This is a genomic window from Pseudomonas sp. Irchel 3H7 (assembly GCF_900187605.1).
GTDB lineage: Bacteria > Pseudomonadota > Gammaproteobacteria > Pseudomonadales > Pseudomonadaceae > Aquipseudomonas.
The window spans coordinates 302,014-318,607 of record NZ_FYEA01000004.1 but is presented as its reverse complement, the minus strand read 5'-3'; the positions used below and the strand labels follow the sequence as shown (position 1 = coordinate 318,607).

The following is a 16,594-nucleotide window of genomic DNA, read 5'->3' as shown; positions in this document are numbered from 1 at the left end:
CCGAAACCTCTGAGCCAGAGCGATGGGCCACTGCCGACTCCCTGTTCAGGAGGCTCCATGAACCTCGATTCAACCGCTCAGGCGCTGGCGTATCAGTCCGGTTTCGGCAACGAATTCAGCTCTGAAGCGTTGCCCGGCGCGCTACCCGTCGGCCAGAATTCTCCGCAAAAAGCGCCGTACGGTCTCTACACCGAATTGTTCTCCGGCACCGCGTTCACCATGACCCGCAGTGAAGCGCGGCGCACCTGGATGTACCGGATTCAGCCTTCGGCCAATCACCCGGCCTTCGTCAAACTGGAAAGACAACTGGCCGGCGGTCCTTTGGGCGAAGTGACGCCCAATCGCCTGCGCTGGAATCCGCTGGAGATCCCGGCCGAGCCAACCGATTTCATCGACGGTCTGGTGAGCATGGTCGCCAACGCTGGCGCGGAAAAGCCGTCCGGCATCAGCATCTACAACTACGTCGCCAACCGTTCGATGGAACGCGTGTTTTTCAACGCCGACGGCGAACTGCTGCTGGTGCCGCAACTCGGTCGATTGCGCATCGCCACCGAACTCGGTGTGCTGGAAGTGGCGCCGCTGGAAATCGTCGTGCTGCCGCGCGGCCTCAAATTCCGTGTCGAATTGCTCGACCCGCAAGCACGCGGCTACGTCGCCGAGAACCATGGCGCGCCGTTGCGCCTGCCGGATCTGGGGCCGATCGGCAGCAACGGTCTGGCCAATCCGCGTGACTTCCTCACCCCGGTCGCCGCTTACGAGAACCTCCAGCAGCCGACCACGCTGGTGCAGAAATTCCTCGGCCAGCTATGGGCCACCGAACTCAATCACTCGCCGCTGAACGTGGTCGCCTGGCACGGCAACAACGTGCCGTACAAATACGACCTGCGCCGTTTCAACACCATCGGCACCGTCAGCTTCGATCACCCCGATCCGTCGATCTTCACCGTGCTGACCTCGCCGACCAGCGTGCACGGTCTGGCCAACCTCGACTTCGTGATCTTCCCGCCACGCTGGATGGTCGCCGAGAACACCTTCCGTCCGCCGTGGTTCCACCGCAATCTGATGAACGAATTCATGGGCCTGATCCAGGGCGAATACGACGCCAAGGCCGAAGGTTTTGTGCCCGGCGGTGCGTCGCTGCACAGCTGCATGAGCGCCCACGGCCCGGATGGCGAGACCTGCACCAAAGCGATCAACGCCGAACTCAAACCGGCAAAAATCGACAACACCATGGCCTTCATGTTCGAGACCAGCCAGGTGCTGCGCCCAAGCCGCTTCGCCCTCGACTGCCCGCAACTGCAATCCACTTACGACGCCTGCTGGGCCACGCTGCCCGCGACGTTCGACCCGACCCGGAGATAATCCATGACGCAGAATTCCATCACCCGCAGTTGGGTTGCCTCGGCCAACGGCCACGCTGATTTTCCGTTGCAGAACCTGCCGCTGGGTGTGTTCAGCAGCAACGGTTCGGCGCCGCGCGCAGGCGTGGCGATTGGCGAGCACATCTTCGATCTGCAAGTAGCGCTGGAGGCGGGGCTGTTTGACGGCGTCGCGCGCAGTGCGGTCGAAGCCATGCACGGCGGCCAATTGAACGCGTTCTTCGATCTCGGTCGCGAGGCGCGTGTGGCTCTGCGTACGCGCCTGCTGGAACTGTTCAGCGAAGGCAGCACCCTGCGCGGCAACATCGAAGCCCAGGGCGCGAAACTGCTGCCTTTGGCCGCCGATTGCCAACTGCACCTGCCGGCGCGCATCAGCGATTACACCGACTTCTACGTCGGCATCGAGCACGCGCAGAACGTCGGCAAACTGTTCCGTCCGGATAATCCGCTGCTGCCGAACTACAAGCACGTGCCGATCGGTTATCACGGTCGCGCTTCCACCGTGCGTGCCTCCGGCACCGACGTACGGCGTCCGAAAGGCCAGACCTTGCCGGCCGGTCAGACCGAGCCGACGTTCGGCCCGTGCGCACGCCTGGACTATGAGCTGGAGCTGGGCATCTGGATCGGTCAGGGCAACGAGATGGGCGATTCGATCGCCATCGCTGACGCGGCTGATCACATCGCCGGTTTCTGCCTGCTCAACGACTGGTCGGCCCGCGATATCCAGGCTTGGGAATACCAGCCGCTGGGTCCGTTCCTGTCGAAAAGTTTTATCACCAGCGTCTCGCCGTGGGTGGTTACCGCAGAAGCGCTGGAGCCATTTCGCACCGCGCAACCGAAGCGTCCTGAAGGTGATCCGCAGCCGCTGCCGTACCTGTTCGACAAGCGCGATCAGGACGGCGGTGCCTTCGACATCGAACTGGAAGTGTTGCTGCTCACCGAAGCCATGCGCGAGCAGAACCTGCCGGCTCATCGCCTGACGCTGAGCAACACCCGTTACATGTACTGGACCGTCGCGCAAATGGTCGCGCACCACAGCGTCAACGGCTGCCAGTTGCAGGCCGGTGACCTGTTCGGTTCGGGCACCTTGTCCGGCCCTGAGAGCGGTCAGTTCGGTAGCCTGCTGGAAATCACCGAGGGCGGTAAAAAGCCGATTGAACTGGCGTCTGGCGAGGTGCGTAAATTCCTTGAGGACGGTGACGAAATCATTCTGCGCGCTCGTTGCGCTCGCGATGGTTTTGCTTCGATCGGCTTCGGCGAGTGCCGCGGCAAAGTGTTGCCGGCGCGCTGACAGGAGCGGCATATGGATCTCTATACCTATTACCGTTCGACCTCGTCGTACCGGGTGCGAATCGCGCTGGCGCTGAAGGGTCTCGACTATCAGGCGTTGCCGGTCAATCTGATCGCACCGCCGGGTGGCGAGCATCGCCAAGCGGCGTATCTGGCGATCAATCCACAGGGCCGGGTGCCGGCCTTGCGCACTGACGAAGGCGGTTTGCTGATTCAGTCGCCGGCCATCATTGAGTACCTCGAAGAACGTTATCCACAGGTGCCGTTGCTGCCTGAAGATCTGCTTGCCCGTGCGCAGGTGCGGGGTGTGGCGGCGGTGATCGGCTGCGATGTGCATCCGCTGCACAACGTCAGTGTGCTCAATCGCCTGCGTCAGTTGGGGTACGATGAGGCGCAGGTGGTGGAGTGGATCAGTCACTGGATCAGCCAAGGGCTGGCGACAGTGGAGCAGTTGATTGGCGATGAGGGTTTCTGTTTCGGCGAGTGGCCGTGCGTGGCTGATGTGTACCTGATTCCGCAGTTGTATGCGGCTGAGCGGTTCAATGTCAGCCTTGAGGCGTATCCGAACATTCGTCGGGTCGCCGCACTGGCGGCTGAACATCCCGCGTTCATCAAGGCGCATCCTGGCAATCAACCAGACACCCCATAACCCTGTAGGAGTGAGCCTGCTCGCGATGAGGGAGTGTCAGTCACTCAGTTTCTGACTGACCCACCGCTATCGCGAGCAGGCTCACTCCTACAAGGGAATATCGCCATTCGCATAATCATAAAAACAAAACAGGTACCTTGCGATGCACAACCAGATTGCCAGCTTCCGGGCGGCACTCGACGCCCGTCCTGTGTCCCGCTATCAGTGGTTGCTCTTGATCCTGCTCGCCTTGCTGCTGGTCACCGACGGTTATGACGCTCAGGTGCTCGGTTACGTGGTGCCTGCGCTGGCGCAGGACTGGGGCCTGGAAAAGTCTGCGTTCGGGCCTGTGTTCAGTGCCAACCTGCTAGGCCTTACCCTCGGTTCCTTGGCGGTCACGCCGCTGGCTGACCGCTTTGGCGTGCGCCGGATTCTGCTCGCCTGCGTGCTGATCTACGCCACGCTGACGGTGCTGATGGTCTTCGCCGACTCGCTGAACACACTGATGATCGCGCGCTTCATCTGCGGTATCGGCATGGGCGGGGCGATGCCCAGTGCCATGGCATTGATGTCGGAATATTCGCCACCGCGTTTGCGCACCTTGATGGTAACGCTGGCGGCGTGTGGTTTTTCGTTCGGTGGCGCGGCGGGTGGTTTCGTCGCCGCCGGGTTCATCGACCAGTTCGGCTGGCAAGCAGTGTTTCTCGCCGGTGGCGTTACGCCGTTGCTGTTGTTTCCGTTTCTCTGGTGGATGCTGCCGGAGTCGCTGCCACGTTTGCTGCGTGATGAACCGCCGTATACGCGGCTGCGCAAAGTCACCGCGCGCATGCTGCCGGACTGGCAACCACCGCTGGCGACTGCCGAGCAGAACGAACGTGAGCAGGGCAGCAAACTGACCGTGGTCGAATTGTTCCGTAATGGCTACGCGCGGCCGACCTTGCTGATCTGGGCAACGTTTTTCGTCAGCCTGATTCTGTTGTATTTCATGATCAGCTGGCTGCCGACGTTGCTGCTGGAAAGCGGCCTGAAACTCAACGAAGCCAATCTGGTGACGTCGATGTTTCTGTTCGCCGGCACCTTGGGCGCGATCTGCATGGCCTGGTTCGCTGACCGCTTGAAGCGCAAGGTGCGATTGTTGTCCGCAGTGTTGGCCGGTGCGGCGCTGTGCACGATTCTGCTCGGGCTCAATCACGACAACCCGCGTTATCTGGTCGCCTGCGTGTTCGCCGCCGGGTTCTGCATCATCGGCGGGCAACTGACGCTGAATGCGTTTGCCAGCAATTTCTACCCGGCGCATGTGCGTGCGACCGGCACCGGTTGGGCATTGGGCGTGGGTCGCTTCGGTTCGATTCTCGGGCCGCTGTTTGGCAGCCTGCTGCTGGCGATGCACATTCCAGTGACGCAGATTTTCTTCTTCTGTGCGATCCCGGCGGTCATCGCCGCGCTGCTGATTATTCAGGTGCGTTCGCCTTCCGAAGGAAATTCGGCAGTTGGAGTGGGGATATCTGTCAAATCCTGAAGAGCAAAAGATCGCAGCCTTCGGCAGCTCCTACATGGGAATGCATATTTCAATGTAGGAGCTGCCGAAGGCTGCGATCTTTTGCTTTTAATGGACGACTGAGTTGGGCGGAAGGTGTCCGAGGCGTTCAGTCAGCCGCAGGCGCTGAATCGGGTCGTCGCTGAGCATCAGCGCGTGTTCCAGATCAAAGCGCTCGGCATTCGGGCAGTCGAGCCGCTGATAAAGACTGGCTCGGGCCAGGTAATCAGCGGCGCCAGCGTCACCCAGTTCGAGCACGCGTTCGGCGTCGATCAGTGCGGCAATGAAGTCATCATGTGTCAGGTGCAACTGCCGCAGGTTGCGCGACAGGCGCTGAAGCATTTGCACCGGCGAGGCGGTCAACAGATGCTCGGCGTTGAGCTTCATATTCGGCCCATACTGGCGCTGCAACAGTTCGCGACAATCATTGGGGTACAAGCGCCGGCCGCCGCACGGATCAAGCAGGTGATCGGCGCCGGGCACGCGCAGCAGGAAGTGTCCGGGGAAGTTGACCCCGACCAGAGGAATCTCCAGCCCTCGCGCCAGCTCCAGGGCAATCAGCGCCAATGCCAACGGTTGGCCGCGACGGGTCTGCATCACTTTGTGCAACAGCGCCGCCTGCGGGCGCAGCGGCAGGAAGTCGTCCTGGGCAAAGCCCAGATCAGTCATGCGGCGCAACAGGGGCTGCGCCAGTTCACTGACCGGCAGCATCGGCAAGCCGTAACTGACGCGTTGTTGCAGGTCTTTGAATTCTAGTAACAGCGCTTCGGGATCGACCGCTTTTTCGTGCTCGGCCGCCATCCACAGCGCGGCTTCGAACAGCGCGGGCGGTGAACGGTGCAGGCATTCGAAAAAACGTTGACGCGCACTCATCGAAATCTCCGGGGAATGCCTCGTTTTAGCCCGGTCCGGGTCATTCGTCCAGTGCCTCGCAGCACAGCTGTCGGGTTATGCCGCAAAGCTGTTGTCGGCGCGGGCGCTTATTCCGGTGTGCTCCAGCAATTTTCAGGCGCAGGCCTATACTGGCGTTCTACAAGAAGTGATTCGGGAGCCCAACGATGTTTGCGCTCATGCAAAGCACTCGCCTGGAATCGCTGCACCTTAGCGTTGACCCGGTCTCCGGGTTGAAGGCGGTCATTGCCATCCATAACAGTCGCCTCGGGCCAGCCTTGGGTGGATGTCGTTATCTTGCCTATCCCAATGACGAATCTGCCGTCGAAGATGCCATTCGCCTCGCTCAGGGCATGAGCTACAAAGCCGCGCTGGCGGGGCTGCCGCAAGGCGGTGGCGTTGCAGTGATCGTGCGTCCGGTACACGTGGAAAACCGTGGTGCACTGTTCGAAGCGTTTGGCCGTTGCATCAATCAGCTTGATGGTCGCTACATCACCGCCATCGACAGCGGTACCTCGGTGGCGGACATGGACTGCATCGCTCAGCAGACCCAGCATGTCACCAGCACCACGTCGGCCGGTGATCCCGCACCACACGCAGCGATGGGCGTGTTTGCCGGAATTCGGGCGACCGCCATGGCACGGCTGGGGAGCGACAATCTCGAAGGTTTGCGCATCGCGGTTCAGGGCTTGGGCAATGTCGGTTACGCGTTGGCCGAGCAACTCCACGCCGCCGGGGCAGAACTGCTGGTCAGCGACATTGACCATGGCAAAGTGCAACTGGCGATGGAACAACTCAACGCTCACCCGATCGCTAACGACGCGTTGCTCAGTACGCCGTGTGACATCCTCGCGCCGTGCGGTCTGGGCGGGGTTTTGAACAGCCACACGGTCACGCAACTGCGTTGCTCGGCCGTGGCCGGTTCGGCAAACAACCAACTGACGCACCTGGATGTCGCCGATCAACTGGAACGGCGCGGGATTCTGTATGCGCCGGACTATGTGATCAATGCCGGAGGCTTGATCTACGTCTCGCTCAAGCATCGCGGCGAAGAACTGACCACCATTACCGCGCATCTGTCGAAGATCAGCTCTCGACTCACCGAAGTATTTGCCCATGCACAGGCGGAAAAACGTTCGCCGGCGCGGGTGGCGGATGAGTTGGCGGAAAAAGTTTTGTATCGCTGAAAAAGCAAAAGATCGTCCGATCGCGGCCCGAGCCTTCGGACGATCTTTTAGGGCGTTGCTTACTTCGCCGCTTTTGCTGCTTTGGCTGGCTTCGCCGGCGTTTCAGCGGGTTCCGCTGCTTGCGCATTATCGACCGGCTCGGCCGGTGCGTTGAGCAGCTCGGACAGTGCATCCGGCTGGCTCTTGAACGCCCGGGCGAACACATCGCGATTCTTCGCCATGTAGATCCCGGCTTCTTCCACTTGCTGTTCAGTCAGCGACGGAACGGCTTTTTGCAGCACATCGGCCAGATATTCGGCCAGTTCGAGCATTTTGTCATGACGGTCAGCTTCGGCTTTATCCATGAACAAGCGCTCCAGATCTCGGCTGCTGCGGTATACCACTTCGACGGCCATTCACCACCTCACATGCCTTCACATTAAGTTGTCTTGACGACTACTGTATCCATATACAGCGAAAAGGATAAGCGAATCCCTGCGCCATGGGTAGTGGCTTTTCAATGTAGACCGGATTTCGGGTTTGTCAGATGGACCTTATCGTCTGCATTCGCGAGCAGGCTCGCTCCCACAGGGATTGTGCATAACCCTGGGCCTGCGACCAAACGCCACGGCGCGGGTTTGGCGGCGTCTCGCCATGATGGCGTGGCCTCTTTTCTGCATGAAAACCGTTACGTGCAGAAAACCGTCACGTCCAACACGCATCATCCGCTCGCATTCGAGCTAAGGAACATCATCGTGAAAATCAACTGGGCCGAGAAACTGCGGCAAAACGTGCATCAACTGGCCGAGTCCCTGGGTAACCTCTTCGTCGAGACCTTCCACTATCTGGCGCTGTTCGCCATCGGCGCGGTGACGGCGTGGGCGGCGGTGATGGAGTTTCTCGGGATGCTCGAGGAAGGCCACATCAAGATCGATGACATTCTGCTGCTGTTCATCTATCTGGAATTGGGGGCGATGGTCGGGATCTACTTCAAGACCAACCACATGCCGGTGCGCTTCCTGATCTACGTGGCGATCACCGCGCTGACCCGCTTGCTGATCTCCAACGTCTCGCACCACAACCCGCCGGACATGGGCATCATCTACCTGTGCGGCGGGATTCTGCTGCTGGCGTTCTCGATTCTGGTGGTGCGTTACGCCTCGTCACAATTTCCTTCGGTGAAGATCGAGAAACCGCAGCGCAAACTTGGCGCCGGCTCCAGCGAGCATCCGGAAGTAGAGAAGGGCGAGCTTTAAAGCCCGGCCGCTTGCCCTGGCCGGCCGCTGACACGTGGCGGTGGCGGGATTATCCCGCTACCGCTGGTCATGGCTTCGAGGATCGCCATGGCGCTGTGGCCTTGTTCGATGGCGATGCCGAATTGAATGCTTTGCACCAGACGCTTGAGGCGCACGGGGTCGTTGCGCTGCTCGGCGCTGATCATGCGCTTGGCCACGATTCGGCCGCTGTTGGACAGGGTCAGCATGATGCTGCCGTCCAGGCCCTGAATGCTCAGGTTGATCTGATAGTCCGGCGCGAAGGCATCGGTAATGATCTGAAAAGGATTGTCCATGATGCGTCACCGCCTGATTGAACGTGCAGTTGTTGACCGGCCGTGATCGGGTTGGTTCGCCCAACCGGATCATCGGCGATTCCGTGGCCTGTATTTGTTGCTTCATTAAGGAGTTGTCGAGTGAAACGAGGCTGCGATCTTTTGATCTTCGGTGTTTTGATTTCGATCATGAAGATCAAAAGATCGCAGCCTGCGACAGCTCTCACAGGGGAGTAGCAAGGGCTGTGCCGGGAAAATTGTCGAACAATGAACACGGGCATAAAAAAGGCGAGCCACGTGGCTCGCCTTTTTTAATGGCGCGTTTTCAGGGCAGAACCGAGTAGATGATCGCTGACAGTGCAATCAGACCGATCAACACCACAAACACGTTGGACACCTGGCCCGAATACTGGCGCAACGCTGGCACGCGACGGATGGCGTACATCGGCATCAGGAACAACAGGCAGGCAATCACCGGCCCGCCGAGGGTTTCGATCATGCCGAGGATGCTCGGGTTGAAAGTCGCCACGGCCCAGCAGCTGAGGATCATGAACACGGCGGTCGCGCGGTTCAGCCAGCTCGCCGACATGACCCGGCCACGGCTGCGCAGGCTTTTCACGATCATGCCCTGAAAACCTTCGCTGGCCCCGATGTAGTGGCCGAGAAAGGATTTGGTGATCGCCACCAGCGCAATCAGCGGCGCGGCGTAAGCGATCACTGGCGTCTGGAAATGGTTGGCCAGATACGACAGGATCGAAATGTTCTGCGCCTTCGCTGCCGCAAGATCCGCCGGCGACAGCGCCAGCACACAACTGAAGCAGAAGAACATCACCGTCACCACCATCATGCCGTGGGCCATGGCGAGGATGCCGCTGCTTGTGCGTTCGGCCTGCTCGCCGTAGCGTTGTTTCTGATCAACCGCGAACGCGGAGATGATCGGCGAATGGTTGAACGAGAACACCATCACCGGAATCGCCAGCCACATTGTCTTGAAGAAAACAGACATCGGCATGGCCTCTTGAGCGCTGGCGAAAAACGCGCCGTTCCAGTTCGGGATCAGGCTGAGCGCGAGCAGCAGCAACGCCGCAACAAAGGGATAAACCAGCACGCTCATGGCTTTGACGATGACGCTTTGCCCACAGCGCACAATCGCCATCAAACCGAGGATCAACACCAGTGAGAGGATCGCCCGTGGCGGCGGGGCGATGTGCAATTGGTGTTCAAGAAAGCTGCTCAGGGTGTTGGTCAGCGCCACGCTGTATACCAGCAGGATCGGGAAGATCGCAAAGAAATACAGCAGCGTGATCAGCTTGCCGGCACCGATGCCGAAGTGTTCTTCGACCACTTCGGTGATGTCCCCGGAGCGCCCGGACAAGACAAAACGGGTCAGGCCACGGTGAGCAAAAAACGTCATCGGGAAGGCCAGTACAGCCAGAATCAGCAACGGCCAGAAACCACCGACGCCGGCGTTGATAGGCAGGAACAAGGTACCGGCACCGATCGCGGTGCCGTACAGGCCGAGCATCCAGGTGGTGTCGAATTTGTTCCAGCCCTTGTGGGCCGTTTCTGCATTGCGTGTGCGATCTACAGCGGGATTTTCGGCAGCAGGTGTACGTACATCGGTCATCGGTATCGCCTCGTTATTATTTTTGCTCGGGCTCACGGTTGGCAGACCGTCGGGTGCGGTCTGCCGGGGCGGTCAGGGAGTGCGCCTCAGCATTCCACCCAGCTCACGGCAAGGCCGCCCCGTGAAGTCTCTTTGTATTTGTCGTGCATGTCGGCGCCGGTGTCGCGCATGGTGCGGATCACCCGGTCGAGGGAAATGAAGTGCTTGCCGTCGCCGCGCAGGGCCATTTGCGTGGCGTTGATCGCTTTCACGGCAGCGATGGCATTGCGCTCGATGCATGGCACTTGCACGAGGCCGCCGACCGGGTCGCAGGTCAGGCCGAGGTTGTGTTCCAGGCCGATTTCGGCGGCGTTTTCCAGTTGCTCCGGGGTGGCGCCGAGCACATCGGCCAGGCCGGCAGCGGCCATCGCGCAAGCCGAACCGACTTCACCCTGGCAGCCCACTTCGGCGCCGGAGATCGAGGCATTCTTCTTACAGAGAATGCCGACGGCGGCCGCGCCCAGGAAGAAAGCGACGACATCATCGTCAGACGCGTCCGGGTTGAATTTCATGTAGTAGTGCAGAACCGCCGGAATGATCCCCGCTGCACCATTGGTCGGCGCGGTGACCATGCGCCCGCCGGCGGCGTTTTCTTCGTTGACGGCGAGGGCGAACAGGTTGACCCATTCCATTGCCGATAGCGTCGAACTGATCACGTTGGGCTTGCCGATCTCCAGCAGGCTGCGGTGCAGTTTCGCCGCACGGCGCGGCACATTCAGACCGCCGGGCAGGATGCCTTCATGGCGCAGGCCTTGTTCAACGCATTCACGCATCACCGACCAGATGTGCAGCAGACCCTGACGGATTTCGGCGTCGCTACGCCAGGCGCGCTCGTTGGCCATCATCAGTTCAGAGACGCGCAGGTTGTGCTGCTTGCACAGCGCCAGCAGTTCGGCGGCGCTGGAGAAATCGTACGGCAACACCACGTCACCGGCCGGGGCTACGCCGGACTCGGCTTCGGCCGCTTCGATGATAAAACCGCCGCCAACTGAGTAGTACGTTTGCTCGAACAGTTCGGCCGTTTCGCCAAAGGCTGTCAGGGACATGGCGTTGGGGTGGTAGGGCAGGCTCTCGTCAAGCAGCAGGAGATCGCGCTGCCAGTCGAAGGCAATTTCTCTCTGACCGGCGAGGGACAGTTGGCCTGTCTCACGCAGTTGCTGGATGCGGGGATCGATGGTCGACGGATCGATGCTGTCCGGCCATTCGCCCATCAGGCCCATCACCGTGGCGCGGTCAGTGGCGTGACCGACGCCGGTGGCCGACAGCGAACCGTACAAACGGATTTCCACACGACGCACATCGTTCAACAGATGTTGATCGATCAGCGCCTGAGCGAAGGTTGCTGCCGCCCGCATCGGGCCGACAGTGTGGGAGCTGGACGGGCCGATGCCGACTTTGAATAGATCGAAAACACTGATAGCCATGCTAAACCCTTACAAGCAATGGAGTAGGAATCGCTGCCATTTTTTGTAGGACAAGCGCAATGTCGGCGATACTGCCTACCTCGGTCCTACGTGACTAACGAAACTTCCTAAGTAAGCCTTTAGCAGGACTAAACGATGAGTCGTCAATTGCATGCCCAGACCTATGTCTGGCTGCAGGTGTTTTCCTGTGCCGCGCGGCACCTGTCGTTCACCCGTTGCGCCGAAGAACTGCACATCACCCCGGGGGCGGTCAGTCAGCAGATTCGTCAGTTGGAAGAGCGCCTGGGTTTTCGTTTGTTTCATCGGCGTGCGCGCGGTGTCGAGCTGAGCGCGGAGGGTCAGCGGCTGGCGATTACCGTCAACGAGGCGTACGGCAGCATCGATGCCGAATTGCGTCGGCTCGACGCCGGAATGATCAGCGGAATTTTGCGCGTGCGCTCGATTCCGTCGTTCCTCAGCAAGTGGCTGACACCGCGCTTGCCACGCCTGCAGCAGCGCTATCCGGACATTCAACTGCGGCTGGTCGCCGAGGACAGCAGCGTACCGTTACACGAGGGTGACTTTGATCTGGCGATCGATCTGAACGACGGCAGTTACCCGGGATTGTTATCCACAGCCTTGCTCGACGAGCAGATTTTCCCCGTGTGTGCACCGAGCCTGTTGCGTGGGCGTCCGCCGCTGCATGGGCCGGCGGATCTGGTGCATTTTCCGTTATTGCACGACATCACTGCCTGGCGTGGCAGCTATGAATACGCAGAGTGGGAGTTTTATTTAAACGCGATCGGCTTTGAAGGCGCCGACGTACGGCGCGGGCATACCTTCAATCGCAATCACCTGACCATCGAAGCGGCGATCGCCGGCATGGGCGTGGCGATTGCCCGCCGCACTTTGCTTAACGATGAGTTGGAACGAGGCACGTTGATTGTGCCGTTCGGCCTGTCGGTACCGAATCACAAACGTTACGTGTTGCTGTATGCGCCGGGGGCGTTGAGCCATCCGGGCGTGCGTGCGGTGCATGATTGGCTGGTCGAGGAGGCGGGGATATTTCGCAGTTTGCACCCGTTGAATGACGGGCAATTGTGAGCGAATTTTGCAGGGTTGCGAGGCGACCCAACTCCCGACCTTACCAGTGCTTTGCCCGGTTGTCCGGCTTTTTTTGCGAATGAATATTTATCTTTTTTCAGGGGTTGAAATGTTCGGCAGTCGGGCCGATTGTTGTAACCAGGAGGTCAGGAAATTCAACTCAAGGCCTCTCACGAGCTAGCTGAAATAAGGGATGAACTATGCAAATCCAAGTCAACAGCGATAACCATATTCAAAGTAGTCAACGACTGGAGGAGTGGGTACGTACAACCATTGAGAGCACGCTCGAACGTTATGAAGAAGACCTGACCCGTGTCGAAGTCCACCTGAGCGACGAGAACGGTGACAAACCAGGTCCCCATGACTTGCGCTGCCAACTGGAAGCGCGGCCAAAAGGCCATCAACCGATTTCCGTGACCCACAAGGCCGATTCGCTGGAACAGGCGATCGACGGCGCTGCCGAAAAACTCGAGCACGCCCTGGAGCACCTTTTCGGCAAACTGCGAGGTAAGCCACGTGCCGCTGTGGTGCCACTCACCGGCAAGGCCAACGACAAGCTGTTGGCGGAAGAGTTTGACGAGAATGAACAGGCAGCGATCAACAGTTGATACGCTGATTTAATAAGCCAACCAATGAGAACGGGCCTGCGAAAGCAGGCCCGTTTTTTGTTTGTAAGCAGAAAAGCCCCTCACCCCAGCCCTCTCCCGGAGGGAGAGGGAGCCTACCGAGGTGTCTGAAGAGGTACGTCGACTTGGAATACCGAGTCGATTATGGATTCAGCAAAGCAATTTCAGGTCGACGGAAATTACGAGCATCTCCCGGTCAGTCCCCTCTCCCTCTGGGAGAGGGTTAGGGTGAGGGCAATCTTCGAACTGCCGCAATTCGTATGATCTGCTCCAGTACTTCATCCATCTGCTGAAGTACCTCCAGATCACTGAAACGCACGACTTCAATAGCCTTTTGATTCAGATAGCGTGTCCGGCGTTGGTCATGAATCACTTCTCGCGTTTCATAGTGCTGCCCACCATCCAGTTCAATCGCCAATTTCAGCTCGGCACAGTAAAAATCCAGCACGTAAGGCGGGCACGGAAACTGCCGACGAAATTTCAGATTGGCGATTTGGCGGGAGCGGATTTTTTGCCAGAGCAGGTGTTCGCAGTCGGTTTGGTTAACGCGTAGATGGCGGGCGAACTGGGCGAGGGTGGGGCGAGTTTGCATGCTTCACGATCCTTGTGAAGTTGGTTGGATATTTCACTGTAGCTGAGAACCCTCACCCCAGCCCTCTCCCTGAGGGAGAGGGGGCCGACCGAGGTGTCTGGCGTGGTACATCGACCTGACAGACCGAGTCGATTATGGATTCGGCAAAGCGGTTTCAGGTCGAGTCGATTATGGATTCGGCACAGTACGTTCAGGTCGGCGTACCTCGCAAGCATCCCCCCAATCAGTCCCCTCTCCCTCTGGGCGGTCCGACGTTTCGGGAGGGTTAGGGTGAGGGGCTCTTCAACCCTCAGAACGCTACAGAAGTCTGCACATAAACCGTGCGCGGCTCCCCCACATACTTGCCCTTGTTGTTGTCATCAAACGACCGCGTGAAGTACTGCGTGTTGAAGATGTTCTTCACCCCCACCGCCACATTCAGATCCGACAACTGCGGCCCGAAGTCATACCCCGCGCGGCTGCTGAACAGCATGTAACCCGGGATCTTCCCGGTACTGCCATCGGCACTTTCCTTCGAAGTGTTGGCGTTGTCGGCGAACTGATCGCTCTGGAAGCTGCTGTCCAGATTCAGCTTCCATGGCCCCTCGGTGTAACCGACGCCAATCGTGCCCTTGTGTTTCGACGAGAACGGTACGCGGTTGCCCTTGTTCGGTCCGTCTTCGCGGATGGTCGCGTCAACGTAGGCGTAGCTGGCATAGACATCAAAACCGGCGAGCGCAGGGCTCAAGTCATCCAGCGCGTAGTTGATGCTAGTTTCTATACCCTGATGGCGGGTTTCACCACGGGCGATTACCGAGTCGTTGGTCTGGTTGCTTTCGTACTGGTTATCGAAGTTGATCAGGAACGCGCCGATCTCCGCGCGTAACGCACCGTTGTCATAGCGCGTGCCGACTTCCCAGGTGCGCGCCTTTTCCGGTTTCACTTCGCCGCTGGTCACGCGGTTTGGCATCTGGCTGTATTGCACACTGCCGAACGAGCCTTCGGTGTTGGCGTACAGGTTCCAGCTGTCGGTCAGGTGATAAAGCACGTTCAACGCCGGCAGTGCGGTGTTGTAGTCGCCCTTGTATTTGACGTTGGTCAGGTTGTTGGTCTGCTGCGATTCGATCATCTCGTAGCGCACGCCCGGGGTGATCGTCCATTTGCCGATGTCGATGCGGTCGTCGACGAAGAACGCATTGGCCTCGGTGCCGCCACGGGTGTCGCGGTCATTGCGGCTGCTGGTGGTCGGGTATTCGTTGCTGCTGATCGGCGTGCGATAGCGCAATTCGTGGCCGGCCTCGTTGATATAACGGTAGCCGACGCCGACTTCATGGCTGGTCGGGCCGAGGTCGAAGCCTTGGGCGAAACGGGTTTCCAGGCCGCGAACCCAATACTCTCGCGGCGACAGCGAAAGGAATGTGCCCTGATCCAGATAGCCGCTGCGCAAGGTCTTGGTGAAAAAGGTGTTGGCGGTGAATTCGCGGCGATCTTCCTGATAGCGATAGCCGAAGTTGAACATCGTCCGACGGCCCCAGAACTGGTCTTTCGGACGCGTCGATTGATACGGATCGGCGTCGTAATCAGCGACGTTCAGACCGCCGGGCATGTCGGCTTTCCCTTCGTAATATTGCGCCATGGCGTTGAAGCTGTTGGCCTCGTCGAGCTGGTATTTGCCCTTGAGGATCAGGTCGTCGATCTCGGTGTCGCTGTGTTCGCGCCAGTCACCACCACGGGTGCCGGAGTAGAGCAACGCGCCACCGAGGCCATTGGCATTAGTGCCGCCGGCCAGCAGGTTGGCGCTGGTCTTGAAGCCGTCATGGCTCGACGATGGGCTGGTTTCCGTCTGGAAGCCGCCCTTGACCGTTGGCTCGTCGGGAATCGCCCGGGTCACGAAGTTGACCACGCCGCCGACGTTCTGCGGGCCGTAACGCACGGCGCCACCGCCGCGTACCACGTCCACGGCATCCATGTTGCCCATGCTGATCGGCGCGAACGACAGTTGTGGCTGGCCATAAGGCGCAAACGGCACCGGAATGCCGTCCATCAACACCGTCGAGCGCGCGGCCAGGCGTGGATTCAAACCACGAATGCCGAAGTTCAGCGCCATGTCGTGGCTGCCGGTGCCGTTGTTTTCCGGGGCGTTGACGCCGGGGATACGGTTGAGCACATCACGCGCCTGAGTTGCACCCTGACGTTCGAACTCTTCGCGGCGGATCACGTCGCGAGCACCGGGATGTTCGAACACGTTGATTTGCGCGGCGTCACCCAGCCAGTCGCCGACGACTTTCGAAGTGTCCAGCTCCAGCGCGGCATCCGCCACCGGTTGCAGGCTGAACGCGTTGTTGCCTTCGGTGCGCGCTTGCAGGCCGGTGCCTTCGAGCAGCGCATTCAAACCCTGCTCAGGTGTGTAACTGCCTTCCAGGCCACGGCTTTGCACACCGCTGGTGACTTGCGAACCGAATGAAATCAACACGCCTGCTTCACGACCAAACTGGTTGAGAGCGTTTTCCAGCGACGACGGCGCGATGTGATAAGCCTTGGCTTCAGCAGCCATCGCAACGGGCAGGGCACTGAAACTCAGGCTGGCGCCGAGGACAAGATTGCGCAGGCTGCGAGCCAGTGGTGTGAGGCGGGTGGAGTGCATGTCGGATGATCCTGAGAAGGTTGAATCAAGGGGGCTTTCCTTCTCTGTCACGCCAGATCTGAAAAACGGCTCATTTATTTTTCAAGATCAAAGGATCGTCCGATCGCGGCCCGAGCCTTCGGACGATCTTTTGATTCTGC

General features: G+C 59.6%; 14 protein-coding genes and 1 pseudogene. 8 read left to right on the top strand and 7 right to left on the bottom strand.

The window, feature by feature from the left end:
• Nucleotides 1-57 precede the first annotated feature (57 nt).
• From hmgA to CKW38_RS09935, 4 genes are all read left to right on the top strand, one after another.
• Nucleotides 58-1,362: a homogentisate 1,2-dioxygenase gene (hmgA, locus tag CKW38_RS09950; protein WP_095112653.1), complete on the top strand. Its 1,305-nt coding sequence runs from the start codon at nucleotides 58-60 to the stop codon at nucleotides 1,360-1,362.
• 3 nt (nucleotides 1,363-1,365) lie between these two features.
• Complete coding sequence (gene fahA, locus CKW38_RS09945) at nucleotides 1,366-2,670, top strand: fumarylacetoacetase (protein WP_095112652.1); 1,305 nt, start codon at nucleotides 1,366-1,368, stop codon at nucleotides 2,668-2,670.
• A 12-nt stretch (nucleotides 2,671-2,682) separates the two neighbouring features.
• Complete coding sequence (gene maiA / locus CKW38_RS09940; RefSeq protein ID WP_095112651.1) at nucleotides 2,683-3,318, top strand: maleylacetoacetate isomerase; 636 nt, start codon at nucleotides 2,683-2,685, stop codon at nucleotides 3,316-3,318.
• 142 nt (nucleotides 3,319-3,460) lie between these two features.
• Nucleotides 3,461-4,816 carry an aromatic acid/H+ symport family MFS transporter gene (locus CKW38_RS09935; protein WP_007914203.1) on the top strand — a complete coding sequence of 452 codons (1,356 nt, stop codon included), beginning with the start codon at nucleotides 3,461-3,463 and terminating at the stop codon, nucleotides 4,814-4,816.
• 87 nt (nucleotides 4,817-4,903) lie between these two features.
• Here CKW38_RS09935 and CKW38_RS09930 read toward each other — a convergent pair whose 3' ends face one another.
• The gene (locus CKW38_RS09930) at nucleotides 4,904-5,707 is read right to left on the bottom strand and encodes a SirB1 family protein (protein ID WP_007950287.1); all 804 of its coding nucleotides are present in this window, start codon (nucleotides 5,705-5,707) and stop codon (nucleotides 4,904-4,906) included.
• Nucleotides 5,708-5,892: 185 nt separating this feature from the next.
• Between CKW38_RS09930 and CKW38_RS09925 the strand changes: the two genes are divergently transcribed.
• Complete coding sequence (locus CKW38_RS09925) at nucleotides 5,893-6,912, top strand: Glu/Leu/Phe/Val dehydrogenase dimerization domain-containing protein (RefSeq protein ID WP_007914197.1); 1,020 nt, start codon at nucleotides 5,893-5,895, stop codon at nucleotides 6,910-6,912.
• A gap of 140 nt (nucleotides 6,913-7,052) precedes the next feature.
• Here CKW38_RS09925 and CKW38_RS09920 read toward each other — a convergent pair.
• Nucleotides 7,053-7,307: pseudogene (locus tag CKW38_RS09920) on the bottom strand (YebG family protein); the annotation flags it as partial.
• A gap of 339 nt (nucleotides 7,308-7,646) precedes the next feature.
• Here CKW38_RS09920 and CKW38_RS09915 point away from each other — a divergent pair.
• Nucleotides 7,647-8,147: a phosphate-starvation-inducible protein PsiE gene (locus CKW38_RS09915; protein WP_026000737.1), complete on the top strand. Its 501-nt coding sequence runs from the start codon at nucleotides 7,647-7,649 to the stop codon at nucleotides 8,145-8,147.
• Here CKW38_RS09915 and CKW38_RS09910 read toward each other — a convergent pair.
• The 3 genes from CKW38_RS09910 to CKW38_RS09900 all read right to left on the bottom strand — a co-directional run bounded on the left by CKW38_RS09910 (nucleotide 8,144) and on the right by CKW38_RS09900 (nucleotide 11,530).
• Nucleotides 8,144-8,461: a DUF3509 domain-containing protein gene (locus CKW38_RS09910; protein ID WP_007914191.1), complete on the bottom strand. Its 318-nt coding sequence runs from the start codon at nucleotides 8,459-8,461 to the stop codon at nucleotides 8,144-8,146. The two genes, CKW38_RS09915 and CKW38_RS09910, sit on opposite strands and share 4 nt — an antisense overlap.
• A gap of 304 nt (nucleotides 8,462-8,765) precedes the next feature.
• A complete protein-coding gene (locus CKW38_RS09905) occupies nucleotides 8,766-10,067 on the bottom strand; it encodes a serine/threonine transporter (protein WP_095112650.1) in 1,302 nt (433 codons plus the stop codon).
• Nucleotides 10,068-10,153: 86 nt separating this feature from the next.
• Entirely contained in the window at nucleotides 10,154-11,530 is a 1,377-nt protein-coding gene (locus CKW38_RS09900) for an L-serine ammonia-lyase (protein ID WP_095112649.1), read from the bottom strand.
• 135 nt (nucleotides 11,531-11,665) lie between these two features.
• Here CKW38_RS09900 and CKW38_RS09895 point away from each other — a divergent pair, with 135 nt between their 5' ends.
• Both CKW38_RS09895 and CKW38_RS09890 read left to right on the top strand, forming a co-directional pair.
• A complete protein-coding gene (locus CKW38_RS09895) occupies nucleotides 11,666-12,613 on the top strand; it encodes a LysR substrate-binding domain-containing protein (RefSeq protein WP_007914183.1) in 948 nt (315 codons plus the stop codon).
• 200 nt (nucleotides 12,614-12,813) lie between these two features.
• On the top strand, nucleotides 12,814-13,221 hold the full coding sequence (locus CKW38_RS09890; protein WP_007914181.1) for an HPF/RaiA family ribosome-associated protein: 408 nt from the start codon (nucleotides 12,814-12,816) through the stop codon (nucleotides 13,219-13,221).
• Nucleotides 13,222-13,462: 241 nt separating this feature from the next.
• Here the strand turns inward: CKW38_RS09890 and CKW38_RS09885 are convergent, their stop codons facing one another.
• Together CKW38_RS09885 and fecA are read right to left on the bottom strand one after the other, a co-directional pair.
• Nucleotides 13,463-13,831: an endonuclease domain-containing protein gene (locus CKW38_RS09885; protein ID WP_095112648.1), complete on the bottom strand. Its 369-nt coding sequence runs from the start codon at nucleotides 13,829-13,831 to the stop codon at nucleotides 13,463-13,465.
• Nucleotides 13,832-14,120: 289 nt separating this feature from the next.
• Nucleotides 14,121-16,454: a TonB-dependent Fe(3+) dicitrate receptor FecA gene (gene fecA / locus CKW38_RS09880; protein WP_095112647.1), complete on the bottom strand. Its 2,334-nt coding sequence runs from the start codon at nucleotides 16,452-16,454 to the stop codon at nucleotides 14,121-14,123.
• Between the last annotated feature and the right edge of the window lie 140 nt (nucleotides 16,455-16,594).

Coding starts and splice junctions, on each gene's coding strand:
- hmgA (WP_095112653.1), top strand. CDS start 58: ATGAACCTCGATTCAACCGCTCAGGCGCTGGCGTATCAGTCCGGTTTC.
- fahA (WP_095112652.1), top strand. CDS start 1,366: ATGACGCAGAATTCCATCACCCGCAGTTGGGTTGCCTCGGCCAACGGC.
- maiA (WP_095112651.1), top strand. CDS start 2,683: ATGGATCTCTATACCTATTACCGTTCGACCTCGTCGTACCGGGTGCGA.
- CKW38_RS09935 (WP_007914203.1), top strand. CDS start 3,461: ATGCACAACCAGATTGCCAGCTTCCGGGCGGCACTCGACGCCCGTCCT.
- CKW38_RS09930 (WP_007950287.1), bottom strand. CDS start 5,707: ATGAGTGCGCGTCAACGTTTTTTCGAATGCCTGCACCGTTCACCGCCC.
- CKW38_RS09925 (WP_007914197.1), top strand. CDS start 5,893: ATGTTTGCGCTCATGCAAAGCACTCGCCTGGAATCGCTGCACCTTAGC.
- CKW38_RS09910 (WP_007914191.1), bottom strand. CDS start 8,461: ATGGACAATCCTTTTCAGATCATTACCGATGCCTTCGCGCCGGACTAT.
- CKW38_RS09905 (WP_095112650.1), bottom strand. CDS start 10,067: ATGACCGATGTACGTACACCTGCTGCCGAAAATCCCGCTGTAGATCGC.
- CKW38_RS09900 (WP_095112649.1), bottom strand. CDS start 11,530: ATGGCTATCAGTGTTTTCGATCTATTCAAAGTCGGCATCGGCCCGTCC.
- CKW38_RS09895 (WP_007914183.1), top strand. CDS start 11,666: ATGAGTCGTCAATTGCATGCCCAGACCTATGTCTGGCTGCAGGTGTTT.
- CKW38_RS09890 (WP_007914181.1), top strand. CDS start 12,814: ATGCAAATCCAAGTCAACAGCGATAACCATATTCAAAGTAGTCAACGA.
- CKW38_RS09885 (WP_095112648.1), bottom strand. CDS start 13,831: ATGCAAACTCGCCCCACCCTCGCCCAGTTCGCCCGCCATCTACGCGTT.
- fecA (WP_095112647.1), bottom strand. CDS start 16,454: ATGCACTCCACCCGCCTCACACCACTGGCTCGCAGCCTGCGCAATCTT.